Annotated in this window: 15 protein-coding genes; 14 read left to right on the top strand and 1 reads right to left on the bottom strand. The window is 51.4% G+C overall.

The features are described from left to right. Nucleotides 1-2: 2 nt before the first annotated feature. From B1757_RS13455 to B1757_RS13390, 14 genes are all read left to right on the top strand, one after another. Entirely contained in the window at nt 3-608 is a 606-nt protein-coding gene (locus B1757_RS13455) for a hypothetical protein (protein WP_101538810.1), read from the top strand. Beyond that, nucleotides 598-3,273 carry a helicase-related protein gene (locus tag B1757_RS13450; protein ID WP_101538809.1) on the top strand — a complete coding sequence of 892 codons (2,676 nt, stop codon included), beginning with the start codon at nt 598-600 and terminating at the stop codon, nt 3,271-3,273. Before B1757_RS13455 ends, B1757_RS13450 begins: the two co-directional genes overlap by 11 nt. 46 nt (nt 3,274-3,319) lie before the next feature. Beyond that, entirely contained in the window at nt 3,320-4,408 is a 1,089-nt protein-coding gene (locus tag B1757_RS13445; RefSeq protein ID WP_101538808.1) for a hypothetical protein, read from the top strand. 296 nt (nt 4,409-4,704) lie between these two features. Next, the gene (locus B1757_RS13440) at nt 4,705-5,739 is read left to right on the top strand and encodes a PD-(D/E)XK nuclease family protein (RefSeq protein WP_101538807.1); all 1,035 of its coding nucleotides are present in this window, start codon (nt 4,705-4,707) and stop codon (nt 5,737-5,739) included. Next, nucleotides 5,736-6,098 carry a hypothetical protein gene (locus B1757_RS13435; protein WP_101538806.1) on the top strand — a complete coding sequence of 121 codons (363 nt, stop codon included), beginning with the start codon at nt 5,736-5,738 and terminating at the stop codon, nt 6,096-6,098. Before B1757_RS13440 ends, B1757_RS13435 begins: the two co-directional genes overlap by 4 nt. A 2-nt stretch (nt 6,099-6,100) precedes the next feature. Continuing rightward, complete coding sequence (locus B1757_RS13430) at nt 6,101-7,174, top strand: toprim domain-containing protein (protein WP_101538805.1); 1,074 nt, start codon at nt 6,101-6,103, stop codon at nt 7,172-7,174. Then, nucleotides 7,171-8,022 (top strand): hypothetical protein, encoded by an 852-nt coding sequence (locus B1757_RS13425; protein ID WP_101538804.1) that lies wholly within the window; start codon nt 7,171-7,173, stop codon nt 8,020-8,022. Before B1757_RS13430 ends, B1757_RS13425 begins: the two co-directional genes overlap by 4 nt. 2 nt (nt 8,023-8,024) lie before the next feature. Beyond that, nucleotides 8,025-8,609, top strand: coding sequence for a single-stranded DNA-binding protein (ssb, locus tag B1757_RS13420; protein ID WP_101538803.1), 585 nt, complete (start codon nt 8,025-8,027; stop codon nt 8,607-8,609). A 13-nt stretch (nt 8,610-8,622) separates the two neighbouring features. Beyond that, entirely contained in the window at nt 8,623-9,513 is an 891-nt protein-coding gene (locus B1757_RS13415; RefSeq protein WP_101538802.1) for an AAA family ATPase, read from the top strand. A gap of 52 nt (nt 9,514-9,565) precedes the next feature. After that, entirely contained in the window at nt 9,566-10,471 is a 906-nt protein-coding gene (locus B1757_RS13410) for a DUF3150 domain-containing protein (RefSeq protein ID WP_172437727.1), read from the top strand. Nucleotides 10,472-10,520: 49 nt separating this feature from the next. Continuing rightward, on the top strand, nt 10,521-12,881 hold the full coding sequence (locus B1757_RS13405) for a VWA domain-containing protein (protein WP_101538800.1): 2,361 nt from the start codon (nt 10,521-10,523) through the stop codon (nt 12,879-12,881). A gap of 99 nt (nt 12,882-12,980) precedes the next feature. Then, the gene (locus B1757_RS13400; protein ID WP_101538799.1) at nt 12,981-14,039 is read left to right on the top strand and encodes a hypothetical protein; all 1,059 of its coding nucleotides are present in this window, start codon (nt 12,981-12,983) and stop codon (nt 14,037-14,039) included. Nucleotides 14,040-14,057: 18 nt separating this feature from the next. Then, a complete protein-coding gene (locus B1757_RS13395) occupies nt 14,058-14,459 on the top strand; it encodes a hypothetical protein (RefSeq protein WP_101538798.1) in 402 nt (133 codons plus the stop codon). Between the two features lie 3 nt (nt 14,460-14,462). Then, nucleotides 14,463-15,434, top strand: a complete 972-nt coding sequence (locus B1757_RS13390; protein WP_101538797.1) for a hypothetical protein — start codon at nt 14,463-14,465, stop codon at nt 15,432-15,434. On the opposite strand, the gene B1757_RS13385 is transcribed toward B1757_RS13390, so the two are convergent. Further along, a complete protein-coding gene (locus B1757_RS13385; protein WP_101536405.1) occupies nt 15,423-16,637 on the bottom strand; it encodes an ISL3 family transposase in 1,215 nt (404 codons plus the stop codon). The genes B1757_RS13390 and B1757_RS13385 overlap by 12 nt on opposite strands. Nucleotides 16,638-16,690: the final 53 nt, after the last annotated feature.

Here is a 16,690-nt window from a genome sequence, read left to right as displayed (position 1 = left end):
TCATGATAGAGGTTTCCATTTTTGGAAATTACCTGAACGCCCAATGGGTTTGCCGTGCCAACGGTAAATTCTTAGGAGCGGCATTCCTGGCCCGGCAAAGCGCCGTCGAATCCGCCTTATCGAGCCTCAGTAATGGGCATGATGTTCGTACAACCGATTATCTGAAAAACATCGGTGCTTACATGCATTCGATGACCCGTATCAACGGGTATGTCTATGCCATCGTGATCCCCAGTCTGTCGGCTCTGGTCTTAGAAAAAGATAAAGGGGAAAAAGAGGACTCAGAAGACAAAAGCCACGAACAATCGCTGGTCTGGCATTGTGAGGGGCCCAATATTGTCTGGGAAAAAATTGTAGACATCGTGGACACCCCGTTACTTCCGTCCTGGAAAGAGTACATCTTGAAGGGGCTGGGAAGCTCATTACTCGCCGAGGCCCGTAACTCTTGCAGACTTCCGGATATTCCGGGCGACCGTTTAATTTCGGCCACGGTGGAGGGCGATGCCGACGGTTGGCAAGGCGCCACGATTAAATTGCAACCCGATGACGTAACCGCCCTGGTTATGCACGGACTTGAAACAGGGAGACTAGATCCTTATGCAGATTAAAAAAGAAACCATGATGGACTTCATGGGCAAATTTGGTGGCGTCTTTTTTCAAAAGGCTGCTGAGGCACTGAAACCCACATTCGTCCCCGGCACAGACAAAGCCGGGATATGGGAAGCGGCCGTAGATGCCATCCCCAAAAAACGCAACCCTTTCCCGGGACAAAAAACCCTGATCGCGGCAGTCGCCGCGCATCTTTACGGGAAAGACCGGCGGGCCATTATCCTGTCCGCAGACATGGGTACGGGAAAAACACTGATGGCCACACTGCTGGCGGCGCTCGGAACCAACCTGCGCCGGCCGCAGCGCGTCATTTGTATGGTCCCCCCGCACCTGGTTGGGAAATGGGCCAGAGAAATCACTATTACCATCCCTGATGCCAAAGTGGTCACCATCAATGATGGCGGCAGCATTGGCCGGCTATATAAAGCGGCACAGGAAAATCCGGATGCCCCCGAGAAATCGGAATTCTGGATTGTGGGTCGCGTCCGCGCCCGCATGAGTTTTATGCGGAAAAGCGGTATAGCTGCACACAGTAACGATTCTTTTCTGGACCTGACTGGACAGAAAGGACGCCTCAAAGGGCATCAGTGCCCGGATTGTGGCGGCACTATTGTCAAAAGGGTGACGGAGAAGGAAATAGAAAAATTCTCGGATAGTGATAGACGAGGATTGATTTATCTGGGTGACTCAGAGACGGATGATATGGAAAAAGGCGACGTGCAATATGTGTGGATGCCTAATGCCGAATATTTCTCCAAGGGTCGTAAAACTTGCCAGTGGACGTACTCCGAACAGAAGGGGTTACAAACAGGGTGTGGCGCGCAACTGTGGCAAGCTACACGCCGCAGCAAAAGCGATACAGACGACCTCATCAAAAAATCATTGGTAGCAGTCGAGGGCATCGGAGAAACGAAGGCTGGCTTGATCCTTTCTCTGGAAAGTCGTGATCAGATACTGTCCGATTTGGGAAGCGGTAAGATTCATCCCGATCTGGCCAGCATTCTGGGCAAGTCGGCAACCGCAAAAGTATGGAACCATCTGCAGACCCAGGGATTTTCAGGGGCTGATGGGAACTATGCGATTTCGGAGTTCATCAAGCGGAAGCTACCTAAGCACTGGTTTGATATTTCGGTGTTCGATGAGCTGCATGAACTGGACGGTGATGATACGGCGCAGGGCGTGGCCATGGGGGTCATTGCCGGTTGCACCAAGAAAATCGTGGGCCTTACGGGAACCCTGGTGGATGGATATGCCGGGAGCCTTTTCCCGCTCCTGTTCCGCATTAACCCGCGTCAAATGCAGCGCATGGGTTTCAAAGCAGGAGATGCCGCCATTTTTCAAAGAGAAAAGGGGGTCATCAAGGAAATCAGCGTGGAGTATTCCGAGGATGAGTTCAAGCAGTCCAAGGGAAAGAAAAAGTCCTACAAACAGGTGAAAAACCTGCCAGGATTACACCCCACGGTGATTACCGACTTCCTGCTGCCGAACACAGTATTTATCGAGCTGCAGGATATGGAAGAAGGGTTACAAAAATTGGGCCGCAAGCATGGAGTAGACATCCGTTTGCTTCCCAGCTATCGGGAAACCTATATCTCGGTACAGCTTCGTGAGGAGCAAAAAGTCCGGATGAAGGCTTTCACCCATAAAATGGTGGACATCATTAAGACAGCCAAAAGCGAAAAAAACCGTAGGGTTATGGCGCAAGCCTTTCACACATTGCTGTACGGCGCCGACGGCTGTTTTGAAGAGGTGGTATTTGGCGATGTAAAGCTCAAACCGGATATCCCGGGTGAGCTTCTGGAAAAGGAAAAAATCCTGGTGGATCTCGCCCTGCGAGAGCATGCGGCCGGACGGAAGCTGCTGGTTTACAGCATCTACACAGACCGCCCGGATCTTCTCACCCGTTATGCGAACATTCTGGCCGATGCTGGCCTGAAAAGTCGCGTCATGCGGTCTTCGGTCCCCACGCACAAGCGGGAAGAATGGTTGCAAAAGTCACTGCAAGAAGGGGTCGATGTCTTGCTGTGCAACCAGGAAATTGTCAAAACAGGATTGGATATGTATGAATTTCCAACCATCCTGTACATGCAAACGGGGTATTCCAGCAATACGATTCTCCAGTCTTCCAAAAGAAGCTGGCGAATTGGTCAGGTAAATCCAGTCAGGACGTACTTTGCCAGCTATGCCGACTCACCACAGATGACGGTGATGAAGCTGGTGGCCAAAAAACTGGCCGTGGCCAATCAGGCAAAAGGCAATATTGCCGATACCAGTTTGACCCATCTGATCGACGATGATGACGGAAACTCACTGATGGCGATGGCCAATGAGATTCTGGAGTCTATCCGTTCGACAGACCATGACCCCATTGTGGGTTCCATCACAAAGCTGGCAGAAGACAGTCTCGTCGGTGAGTATGGCGCAACACCTATGGCAAATATCGCCCGGGTGTTGAAAATGGAAAATGCGGCACATACCCCGCAGCCCGCAGTGCAAAAAGCCAGTAAAAAGCCACTGGATCCTATGGACATCCTGTCCGTAGTTTTTGCCACAGCCAACCAAAACAGCAAGAAAGAGCACGAAGCGAAGCCGGAAAAGAAACCAGATTCGGTCAAACGGATCAGCAATTCGATTCTGGTGGAAGATCCATTCGATCTCTTTTAAGCCTCTCAGGTCCCCGGGAAACCGGGGTTTTTAATAAGGAGTCAACATGGAGTACACAGATATTATGCAAAACATCAAACAGGCCAAGTCGGCACAAAAAGGCAGCGGCGAAAGCACCATACTGGTCCACGGCGGCATTGCCGTAGAAGGTCAGGGAATGTTGGCGTTGTTCGCAGAGCAGGATATTGCAATCGGCAAGGGAACAGCACTCAGACTTCATAATCCAGAGGGTTTTATGAAACTGAACTCACTGTTACCGAGCAGCCAGGTGACAGGCGGCGAACGGGATTCGCTGACCATCACCGCCAACGATGGGCGTTCTCGGTTTAAGCTGCGCTGCGCCCCAATAACCGATTATCAGTCCCGGCTCAAAAAGACGGTCCAGCATATCGCGGTGCAGTATCCGAAATTGCTGGTGGACGCTTTAGTTGATGCCGGACGTCTAGCAGACAAAGATATCCTTATTTTTCGGGATACGGTTGTTACCATCGGTCACATGGGGGCGCTCGCCGTTGTGGTCAAAATGGGGCAGGAAATACCGTGGCCCGTGGCTTTTCTCGCAAAAACCACGGAGACGATCGCAGGAATCTGGGCACGGAAAGCCGTGGATGCCAGCTTCATCAGCCCGGGATCCATCCTGATCAAAGGGGAGGGAACATGGACGGAATTTCGTGCCATCGAAGACCCGGACCAGGAGTTCGTTACCGTCCCCAAGCATCATCAGTCGGCACTGGCTTTCGGCGAGACCTTGGAACCCATTGCCAAGGTTCCGGCTGCAGACATCAAACGCAATAGCCATCTCATGGCGGTGGCGTGCGATGTCGATGAGGTGGATACGGATGACGAGAAGGCCAGCAAAAAAACCAAAAAAGAAAAGGTTTTCAACATTGAAATCAGCGATCAGGCGATTAACTTCCGGACCACTGGTGGCGAAACCAGCCTGGAACACGAATCCCTCGGCACAATGGCGGAGACGAAATTCAACGCCGCGCTGTTTAACCGGGCGGTGGACATGATCGCCTCACGCTGCACGGAGGTGATTATCGGTCAGACCAGCATGATTGCGTCCAAGCACATCATCCTGTCTACAGAAGATCGCTCGGCGATTGTGTTGATCGCCGGTCTACGTGACTAACAACCATTTCTCGACCACCCCTATTCGGCATTGCCGATTAGGGGTTTTTTATTGACCAAATCCGCTAAGAAAACTATCATGATAATCCTTACCACCCAGATTCCTACGAATCAGACTGTCGATTGGGAAACGACGACGCAATAACACAAGTCCAGCATTGTTTGGTCTTGTTATCTATCTGTAGTCTAAGGAGAATACCATGAGTAAGCAAACCAGCTTGCTCCAGGGCGTTCCTTACACCAGCATTACGGGCGAAATACGGGAAAGAGTATCCATCCCCAAAGCCATGATCCCCAATGTTTGCGCTGTTTTACTCGATATGTACAAACACCAAATCAGCACTTTGCCGCCAGGCGAAGATCTGGATGACGCGGTGTTGTGGTTCATGTCCGAGGAAAAAAATGGCGCATCTTTCACAAACTGCACAACAGCTATGGGCATTTCCAGAGACTGTGCAGATGAAATTCGAGAAAGATGGTGTAAAAATTACCTGGAGAAAATCTATGGAAAAGGAAAAAAAGGCAGAAGTCAGATTGTCTCCATCATCGATGATCACCATGGAGACGTGTGCCAGGCAGTTTTGGTACAAATCGCTCAGAATAAAGCCGAAAGAAAAAGATCGTAAAATGCTCTTGGGCACCATCCGGCATCTGGGATTTGAACACACCCTCAGAACGGATCAGCCCGCAGCCTGCGCGGATGCACGGTTGACCGAAAAGGAAACCCAGTCCATCAACGCGGAACTGCTGGTCTTTTATGATTGGTGGATGGAAAGCGGGCTTACCCCGGCATACATCCACCAGACTCCGGCGATTGAGTTGAAAATAGAATCGCGCCATCCCGACGACCCCTCGATTATTTTGGTCACCAGGATGGATCTTTTGGCGGTGGATGAGGACGACGAATATTGGCTGATCGACTGGAAATCAGGGAAAACCAAAGCGACCCAATGCTTTGCTGACCATGCTGACCAGCTCACCTTTATGCAAATTATCGCGGAGGATGTTCTCCAAGAAGCCAGCATCGACAAAATCGATCATCTGGCCATTGTGGAAAGTCACCCGCCATCCGCCCAAAAAAATGCGGCCGTCAACATGATCCCCTCTCCACGTAGAGGGGCGGCTCAAGTTGAAGACCTGCTGTCCAAAACCCGGGTGATTGCGGATCGGATTCGCAATCAGGAATTTTTCGCTACCAGTCGCTACGGCTTCAACTCACCCTGCAACTTGTGTGAGTATCAAAGCTTATGCGCAAATTCAAAAGACACGGCGGGATTTCATATTCCTCCGGGAATAAATATTCCCACGGGTCTTTTTGAGGAGGTCTCATGAATATCGTGGTGGTCGAGGGCGCGACAAAATATGTCGGCTACTCGGAATCAAAGAACGGACATATTATCGGCGTGCATACGCTGAAAGGCGCCGTCAGGGTCTTTATCCCAGGCCAGGAGGATATGGAAATCCCGGAGCATATCCGGGTAAACGGCTACATCCGCAGTGAACCATATTCAGATGGAAAGGTAATCCTGGAAGAAGTGGTCGCTGAAATGTGGTCGCCCAAAGATCCAGGTCCTGGGCCATGCAACGCCAACATCGCCGTGACCAAGCGGTCCACGGATGACCTGGAGGACCTGAAGGGGCTCGAAGATATGTGGATACCTCCAGAATTTCCGGAGGATATTGGAGGATAAAAATGAGGGACTACTTCGCAGAGGCGAAAAGCCTCGATCTGGTAGAGTTTCTCACGGCCTATCTGGGGAAACCCAAGGAAGCTGCCGGTTCGGCACGATTTGCGTGTTGTCCCAGCTGCGGGGAATCTTCCAGCAAGAGCGTAAAGCTCGAAGTCAAAAATGCCGGCAACACCCAGCACTATAATTGTTATCGTTGCGGTGCCCATGGCAGCATCGTTGACGCAGCCATGCAAATATGGGGCGTGAACGAACCATTGGAAGCCGCGAAGATGCTGTTGGGCGAGAATACGCCACAGGCAGTATCCATCCCGAGACGAACAGCGGCTCCTGCCGATGATCGACGCAACCAAGAAGCATTAACGACCGCCATAAAGCAGTTACGCCAGGTCACCGCAGGGCAAAACCTGCATGATCACCGCTGGCGTAACGCGGCAAAATACCTGATAGAAGAAAGGTGTTTGCCAGAAAGCGTGGTCCAGGAAGCCATGGACCGCATGTTGCTGGCATTCATGCCAGATAACACCAGCGAGGCGGCACAATTCCTTTCAGATCATTTAGGTCAAGATCTACTTATGGCTTCCGGGCTATGGAAAGCCGGAAAAAAAATACCGGGTATTGCCTTTCGGCCCATTGTGGCCTTTCTTCCGGGGCTCACCTCAGCCGAGTTTCGTATTGCACGAAAACCACGGGATGGAGAAAACAAAGGCATGCGTTATGGCGTTTCTGGCTACCCATGGTTCTGGAGGGGTAATAACCCCAAAGGTACCATGATTGTCGAAGGGTTTATCGATATGTTGTCCGGTGTCGCTATGCATTATCAGGGCCACATCCTGGCCCTACCGGGCGTCAACAACTGGCACCCGGATATGCTGGAGGCATTTCAGAAAAAAAATCCCGAAGTGACTGTGTACCACATCACCACGGATAACGATTCTGACTCTGAACTCAACCCGGGGAGAACCTGGGCTTTTAAACTCAAGGAAATTATTGAAAAAAATCTTCGCAAGAAGGCAGAGATCACTTTGCCGGAAAGCGGGGATTTGAACGACGCGCTAAGGAGGCGCATGAAAAAATGAACGTCAAAAAACTCTCCATCATTGGAGAAAATGGTGAAGTAAAAGAGATCCTTGCCTTTTCCGAAAGAGTAAGGATTTTTTATGAGCGGTTTCCACGGGAACGCTACTCGGTCGTTGTGGAAACCATTCCGCAATCGGCTACCAGCCCCTTTTTGCAGTCTCTCAACGCGTTGAAAGACGCCCCAGAGGCACTCAAGGAAGTGGTCAAAAAGTGTCCGTCGAACGTCTTTCAGAACAGCGTGCATTACCGCTGTTCATTGCGAGATGACCTCACGCAGCGTGTGGTGGGTTCGGCAGATGCTTTCGGGGAAATTGCTGCTTACAAGGATTTGGAGCGCATCCAGAGCGCCGCTTTTTCTCGTATGCTGGCTATAGTGTGCGACATTAACGCCGATGATCTGGATAGTGACATTGAAAGTGACATTCAAAAAATGGGTGAAGTCGGGACTCAGATCAAATCAACGACCGCGCCATCCCCTCATACACAACCGGCAAAAAAAGAAGGACCATCCACTGTTGCAGCGTTCCCACGCCGCAGCAAACAGGATGCCTTTGAGGATTCAGCCGACAAGGCCGACGAATCACCGTCAAAGGCGGATCCGGCCAACACATCGCAAAGCAGCTCCCAGGAAAACCTGGGCCTGTTTTTCCTGCTGGAAGACGAAGACGCCAAGGTGGCCTGCGAAATCGCCACCGAATTCTCTATTGACGCTTCCATGTTCGCCAACTATCTCGGTTCGGACAAGGTGCGCCTACGTCGCATCGTCAAACAGTACCATCGCGTAACGGCCGGAGCCCTCAGCAAAGAGGACTTTGTGGCGCTTATCCATGAAAAAATAGGAGAGTAAAAATGAGTTCCATCGCTATTATCACAGGCATTACGGGGGAAACCCCGGAGTGCCACGAAATTGGGAAAAATGCCGCTGGGGAAAAAACCCTGGCAACCACATTTCCGGTGGTGAGCTTCGAGCGGAGCTTCAACTCTGCATCGGGGGAATTTACGACCAAGCGCGTGTACCATCGCTGTGTGGCCTACGGGGCTACCGCCGAGCGTATCGCCAAGTATTTCTCGAAGGGGAAAGGCATCCAGGTCACGGGTCGCATCAATTACCGCACCTGGAATAACGGCACCACAAACTTGAAAGTCACGGAAATTATCGTCGATCAATTTCATTTTGTGGGTGCTGCGGAGGACGCTAAAGAGAGTCAGCAGTCGAACTCTCAGCAATCAACCGCGCAGACCCCGCCGCAACCGGAAAAGGCTCACCGCCCAGCCGGGCAAGTGACGGGATATGTCGTGCAGCCTTATTTGATGGCGGCAGCGCCATTACCAACACCTGCCAAAAAACCACAGCAGGCCGCACCCCAAGCCCGTAAGGTTGAGGAACCAGCGCCCTGTTTTGCCGAATTACCGGAGCCGGAGGCTCCCTTTTAACAAGGAGTGAGATATGAGTTGCAAATTCCTGGACCTCCCGCAAATGGAGGCAGCCAAGTTTGAACATCAGGTAGGTATTCCGGAAGATCCCGGTATGGTGTATCTGGACCTCGCCCGTAAAGCACAGTTAGCCGTATGGGCATCTCAACCCACGCGTCCACTATGGATTTACGGCCCGACAGGGTGCGGTAAAACCCATCTGGCCAAGTGGATCGCGCACCATACGCGTCGCGGATTGCTTCGCTTTTCAGCGAACGGTTCTACCGACGTTGAGGACCTCATTGGGCACCTCACCCTGGTGGATGGAGAAATCTTCCATCAGGATGGCCCCATCACTTCAGCGATGCGGAATGGTCAGATGGTGGTTATTGATGAGGGTGACATCATCGCCCCGGATGTGTGGACCACTCTCCATGCAGTATTGGAGGGAGAGCCGGTAACTCTGAACAAGGGTGGGGTGGTTGTCGTAAAACCCAAGCCCGGATTTCAGGTCATCGTTACGGCCAACAGCCGTGGTGCCGGAGAGAATCGATCCTCGTACAAAGGAACCAAAGAGCTGAACCAGGCGACACTCAATCGCTTCTATCGCATCGAAATGGATTACATGCCCGCTGACATCGAAACAGAAATTGTCAAAAAGCATGCACCCGCCGTTTTGAAGCCGGTAGTGGGAATGTATGTGAAGGCCGCCGAAAGTATCCGAAATGCAGCAAAATCGGAAACGATAGAGCGCGGTATATCTACGCGAGACTTGATCGCCTGGACACAGCTTACAGTACAATTCAAAGCAGCCGGATTTGCTGCAAAAGATGCCATGGTTGCCTCTTTGAATGCAGTCTTTGGAAGCGGCCTCGAAGACTCTGAACGGATCGCCGTTGAGAATCTCGCCAAGGCCGTCATGTAATTTACTTTCATCTACGGCCGCGAAAGCGGCCAAACAAACAAGGAGCAGTTTTATGGAAACCGAAAATATTGTTTTTGTACGTCCGGTGGTCAAAGCCATTTCAGGGCGTAAAAAACTGGCGCCCGAAGATCTCGTGGAGATGTACGGCGCCATTCCACCCAAGGAACTGGCGTCGTTAGGCTCGAAAAAAGTCATCGATCCGGATCGCGTCAAATTTTTCCTCAATGCCCGCGCGGCAGCCGAACGGATTTGTAGCAAGTCGGGTGTTTCTTTGTCCGATTTCTACGGCATTCCTAAACACAAGCTGCGCGATGTGCTTGACCAACTCCGGAATATCAAGGAGGAAGTCGAGCGGCAGCGCGATATTCTGGTGGCCGAGCTGGATGAGGCGGTCGAAGGATGGGTGGATAAAAATCCCGATGCCTATTCGGACGTCATTCGTTCCGGCGCCCCAACCAAAGAGTACATCCAGAAGCGAATCCGTATGGACGTTTACACGTTCACGGCAGCAGCTGTGGATACCGACGGTCAGGTCAACCAGTTCGATGTCGAAATGGGAAGACTGGATGAGCAGCTGCTAAATGAGGTGGCAGATCGTGCATCAATGGCGTTCAAAGGCAGCTTTCAAAATGGCCGGCAACCCAGCCGACGTGCTCTTTCACCGCTCATCGAAATCGCGGAAAAGATCGAAAGTCTCGCGTTTTTACGGGATGGGTTTGATGAATTGGCGCATTACATCACGGAAAAAACGATCCGCCTCAAATCTGGCGGGCAACGGATGTCCGACGAACAGGTATCGGACCTGGCCAGCCTTTATCTGGTGCTTTCGAGCCCCATGAAAACGGCGGAACTAGCCAAATCGCTGGATGCAGGGCAGCAGCCTATGCCATTTACCCAACCATCTCAACCAGCGAATCAAGGTGATGCAATAATGTCCCTTGAGGACGCGTTGAGCTAATCAACCACAAACACGAAAGGGGCGAAAGCCCCTTTTTTTGGAGAAAAATATGAAGATGAACAAGGTGTTGAACGCCTTTTCACATGGATTGGCCTGTTCGGGCAGTCGTATGCAGGTGAAGTTTAAGGGCAATAGTGTGGTAACCAACGGTAACGAAATCACATTGCCGAACTGGTTGCTACACGCTGGTATTGAAGAGGTTGAAATGGCATTGGGATTTTCCACCAATGCCATGGCTCACTACCTATTCAGCGGAAATGAACCTGCCCAACACGCACTGGATGATGTGGGCAAGACAATCTGGGCGGTGATAGACGATAGCCGGGTAGAGCGGGAGATGATGAAAGATCGACCCGGAACCAGGACCTTTTTGGAACCCGCGAACCAAAAGATGGTCTGCGAAGCCGCCATACACAAAGACGCAAACTTACACGTTTTACTGGTGCTGGCCGTAACGAAAGGTGCTATTTATCCAGTATTAGATGACCTGATGGCTTTAGTAATAAAACATCACGCCAACCAGTTTGGCGAGCAGCTTTGCGATAGCATCCAGACGGTTCTGGACACCACTCTTTCGACAACGGAAAAAACGGAAGAGATTATGCGTCTCATTGCCGAGAATCAGGAGGCCAGCCAAAGTTCATCTGGCAGCGGCGACTCTCAACCACCGCAAGACGATGACCAGGCTGAATCAGAGTCCGGGTCTGAATCCACGCAAGATGATGAATCTCCAAGTTCTGGGGAATCATCGGAAAGCGCGGGTGACGGCGAGGCCGGGGAAGAATCAGAACCCTCAGCGGGTAATGAGGACGCTTCCGGTGATGCCGCACCGGATGATGATGACCAGAGCGAATCAGAGTCCGGGTCTGAATCCACGCAAGATGATGAATCTCCAAGTTCGGGGGAATCATCGGAAAGCGCGGATGACGGTGAGTCCGGAGAAGAATCAGAACCCTCAACGGGTAATGAGGACGCTCTCGGCGATGCCGCACCGGAGGATGATGACCAGAGCGAATCAGAGTCCGGGTCTGAATCCACGCAAGATGATGAATCTCCAAGTTCGGGGGAATCATCGGAAAGCGCGGATGACGGTGAGTCCGGAGAAGAATCAGAACCCTCAACGGGTAATGAGGACGCTCTCGGCGATGCCGCACCGGAGGATGAGAGCCGGGATGAATCAGAGTCAGGGTCTGAATCCACGCAAGATGCTGAATCTCCAAGTTCGGGAGATTCATCGGAAAGCGCGGGTGACGGCGAGGCCGGGGAAGAATCAGAACCCTCAACGGGTAATGAGGACGCTCCCGGCGATGCCACACCGGAGGATGAGGGCCAGGCTGAATCAGAGTCCGGGTCTGAATCCACGCAAGATGCTGAATCTCCAAGTTCAGGGGAATCATCGGAAAGCACGGGTGACGGCGAGACCGGGGAAGAATCAGAACCCTCAACGGGTAATGAGGACGCTCTCGGCGATGCCACACCGGAGGATGAGGGCCAGGCTGAATCAGAGTCCGGGTCTGAATCCACGCAAGATGCTGAATCTCCAAGTTCAGGGGAACCATCGGAAAGTACAGATGATGATGCCGGAGAAAAATCACAACCAGCTTACACACTCCAGAGTATTGCTGAGCATTTGTCTGGCATAGGAAGTGCCGAAGGCGCATGCATGGAGAATGGTCAGCAGGTCACCGTGGAGATTCTCAACCCCTCAAACCAACGGGTGAGTGTGGATAAAGGCTTTTACGATTTGGCGGCATCATTGGCTGAAAGCGTAAGCCGAAAAAGCACCCCTGCCAAAAAAGGGAAAGGGTACGCATTGCGTACATCTTGTTTGCCAGTCGTCAGCAGTGGCATTAATCCATTTGGGCAGAAACGCCTGGTATACGGACAATCAGCCCATTATGTCATTGCCGCCGACATGAGCGGATCCATGGAGGACCTTTACGTCCGAGCACTCAACACCACACTTTCTTTCGCCCAGCTTCTTCAGGAGCAAGGGGACACCATGGTGGATGTCATCACATACTATGGGAATTACGAGTGGGCAATGAATGACCAAGGAAAGCCTGTCGGGGTAACCCCTACAGGGATAAGCATTGGTACGATCAACCGCTTAGACCGAATCCCAGACATCAAGCCGGACGGCTTAACCCCCACGGCTGAGGCCATTGTTTTTGCGGAAGACATACTGAAAGCCAGCCCTTATGAAAGACGGGGCATCATCGTGATTACGGATGGAGTGCCGAACGAACCGCACCTCGACCTATGCAAGAAAGTCGAGCGATCCGGTATAGAAGTGTACGGACTTGGACTTACAGAAGATGGTTTTGAAGCGGTTAAAGCGAATTTTACACGCGCTATAAACGCTCAAAACGGCCACCTTGCTCAGGCACTCTTAGCAGCAACTGCCTGAAAAACGCATCGAACAAGCCACTCCAATAATCGGAGTGGCTTTTTTTTATGGGATTTATGGTCTAATATAATGATGTTTTTAGATTAAAAAGAGCATGAGATGCTATCTGATAAACGTAAAAAAACATTTATCATCAGCGCGATGGCGTTGGCGGCACTGACGGCATCATGTGCGGCTGATGCGAGCAGTTTCAACCTGATGACGTCGATCAACTGGAAAAGCTGCGCGAAGCCGATGATCGTAGGACTTTGCGGGGCGCCCATACCCTACGGTTACATAGTTTCAGAATGGCTTCCCACAAACTTCGACGGAACGGTGAAAACGCCGGGGTACTTCATGATGCCTGGTGTCGGGTCAATGATTGCAGGCTTGTTCGGCAAGGTGCTCGGGCACACCGAACAGGTCAGCCAAAACGGAACAGACAATACGTTTGTGGTGCATATCTGGGGATTAACCAACCAGATACTCGCCCTCTCTTCCGGAACGATGTCCTGTTTTGGGTGCTCCCTGTCGGCAACCCAGGGGTTGAGCTATAACGCAGGGATTGGCGGGAATGAAAAGCCATCTTCAGGAAAATGTGGCGGAAGCTCGGTAGCTGAAGGAAAGGCCATAGGACAAATAGCCAAGCTGGCAGCGCTGGTACCATACATGCCAATCCCCGAATACTTCTCCGAGTTGGACTCGTTGAATTGGAGAACGGGCTGCAGAGATTTCAGCATTATGAAAATACTGAAATCCAACGCGTTCACCTGCAGCGCAGAAAGTGGCACAAAAGGGATCGGGGGGCTGAGCAAAAAAATCCAAGGCATTATCGGCAAAGATGCCTGCATCGGTGATTGGGGACCGTTGTACCCGAGACAAATGCGGGACATTGGACCAAGCAACGTGATCGCTTCCGCCACAGAAGCCTACCGAGGCATGAGTGAGGCTGCCACCGTGTTCGGAACCATGACAGCACCACTTTCGTTGTCCGGAAAAATGCAGGAAGCCTACCCAAAAGTAAGTAAATGCTTTCACCCAGGTGCTAGCATAAAAAAGGTTACATCAGAAACAAAAGGCAGCAAAGATGGTAACTATGGTTGGATATATTGGGTGCATACAAGCTGCTGTGTCCCATTCACCAAATACGAGCAGTGTGTAGCCAGAATGGCTACATGAGCAGCATAGGAGATTCCTGTGAATAAACGAAACTTCACCGCACATAGCGTCAAAATTAAATATGGACGCCGGAGATACGCCAACATCACCATTGGCGGAATCTACAAGACGATACATGGATATAACGTCCGGGTGATGGGCTTCATTATGAGTCCGGAAGATGCCACACGCTTCACCATCAAATCGCTGGTTGTGGACCGTTGGCCATCCAGCAACACCAAGTTCGAGATAAGCGCCCAGGATATATTGCCAGAAAACAACAAAGAAAGTATTACCATCATGGAAAGCGGAGCCACCAGCATTGGCAAGACGGACGATGGCTGCGAAATTTATTTATCCATGGATGAATATCCCATGGCCCTAGACAAAAGCGTATTCAGAGGCGGACTGGTTTCCGACTCGAATAGAAATGTGCACTGATATATGTCAGCTACGGGCAGATACGAGATCATATCAACAGATGTTGATAAAGCCGTATTTCCGCCGCAAGTTTATCGGTTTGTTAGGGGTCAGCAGCCGGTGAACGGTAACTTGACAGAAAACTACGAGATCAGAAAAAGGATAAAGAACATCCGTGCAAAAGAGTTTAGTGAAGCCTTGAGCGATCTTGGCATAGATGAGGATGCTGCCTTAAAAATAGTAGCCATAGCCATTGAAAAGAAATATCAGAAGCTAGGTAGAATGGTGACAGCTGATTTGAGAAAAGCAGTGATAGACGGCAATGAAGAAACCGTCTTTGGTGTGATAGAAATGTACACAGACAACTCAGAAAATGAAAATGTCAGGGTAATAGATATACCGCTTATTCCGAATAAAAAAGAAATCAGCGAAGCAATATACGCTACCATGAAAGGGACTTGGTGGCCCGCATTTACCACAGTAGTAAAAAAACAAGGCGGGAAGCTCTTGCTCAAAGTGATGGATTCCATAGACAAGATGAATGGAGAGCTTGCGGTCATGCCTTATTCGGAGTTGGCATACGAAGACGACTACGAAGCCATCAATATTGGCGATAACGCTTTGGTGGCTGTAGCCGAGAATTATAATCTCGATAGTTGGGAGATCGACCAGGAATCCGTGAAACCGCACCTCTTTGCATCAAGAGCAGTTGACAGCTTTCCAACAATTGTCGGGCCTAAACTTGGCATTAACAGCTATGGATACACCTATTCGGGGTTGGCCGTCTATGAGATAGACCCGGAACAACACGAGGAAAATGATTTATCAGGACTAATAAGAAACGCCGAGTTCAATGCGAGGATTCTAGGCGTGGAAAGATTGGTCTTTATTTATAAGACCAGGACGACATATGCTGATACGTTGGTAAGGAAAATGGCAAAGTCAATTGCCGGCGTTACATTGTCTCGAAGGTTCCTCGTCATTTCAAGTGGGTAGCCTGAGATCCAGCTTGCCCAGGATCAGGTAGGCCATGTTGATAAAGTTCTTGTGCGTGCGGTAACCCCGAGCCTTGGCCTTGGCGGATTGAATGAGGCTGTTGAAACCTTCCAGAATTCCATTGGTGATCTGGCTCTCGAACCATCGGAGCACGCCATCCCAGTGATTCATGATGGTGTAGGCGACCTTGACGATAGGCGGCAGATCGCTGGTTCTGGCGTTTTCCAACCAGGCTTTCAAGAGGGTAGCCCCCTGATGGCGATTCTTGATCGTGAAGATGTCCTGAAAGGTCAGGCGGAACTGGTAGGCCTGCGCCGTCTTGAGGTTCTGGTCTTTGAGTAATGCCTGCAGCTTTTCTTTCTGCTTCACCTTGAGGTTGCAATCGTTCTTGAGCCAGAGCCAGCGGGTCTTTTTGAGATTTGGCTGAGTGAGGACTTCCCCCTTGCGCACGTCGTCCACGGCCTCGTTGACGAGCTTCATGAGGTGAAAACGATCGAAAGTGATCTCCGCATTGGGCAGGTGCTCGGCAGCCCCTTTCTGGAAGGCCGGCGAGAGGTCCATGCTCACATCGGTGATCGCTTCCGCGCTACCACCATGGGCCTGTAGATCTGCGGAGAATCTCTCAAAGGTCTTGGCATCCTTGCCGGGAGTAGCGAACAAGAGTCGCCGGGCATCCAGATCCACGAAGAGCGTGATGTAGTCGTGGCCGCGCCGACTGCTGGTTTCATCGACGCCGACGGCATGGACATGGGCCATATCCACTCTGGTACGGGCTTCTGGCACATAGTGGTCAATCACCCGCCACAGGAGCGTGTCGGTCTCGCCGACTAGGCGGGCTACGGTCAATACCGGCATCTCCCGCACCAGGGTCATGATCAGCGCTTCGAAGAGCAGGGTGAAATGCGAGCCTTCCCGTGCCCAGGGAACAGATATCTGATGCACTCCATGCTCCTGGCACTTCACACGAGGTACGCGGGCATGGAGATAGGCTTCATGCTGGAAGAAATCCATGTGCCGCCAAGTATGGTCACGGGTATCATGTACCGGACACTCCTCACCACAGACGGAGCAAGCAAAGCGACTACCCTTGGGAAAGTTGATGTGCAGATCCAGGCGTTTCTCCTCCACCGTGAAAGTCACATGATCCACCAACCACGGCGGAACCAATCCTAACGCGAGAGAAAACAGCTCTTCAGGGACCATCAGCTAACTCCAATTCAGGGCACGACCGCTCCACAGCATTCTACCCCCTACCC

Origin of the sequence: Acidithiobacillus marinus (assembly GCF_002847505.1) — a bacterium.
Taxonomy (GTDB): domain Bacteria; phylum Pseudomonadota; class Gammaproteobacteria; order Acidithiobacillales; family Acidithiobacillaceae; genus Acidithiobacillus; species Acidithiobacillus marinus.
The sequence above is the reverse complement of the archived record's forward strand: the minus strand, read 5'-3'. Positions and strand labels throughout refer to the sequence as shown.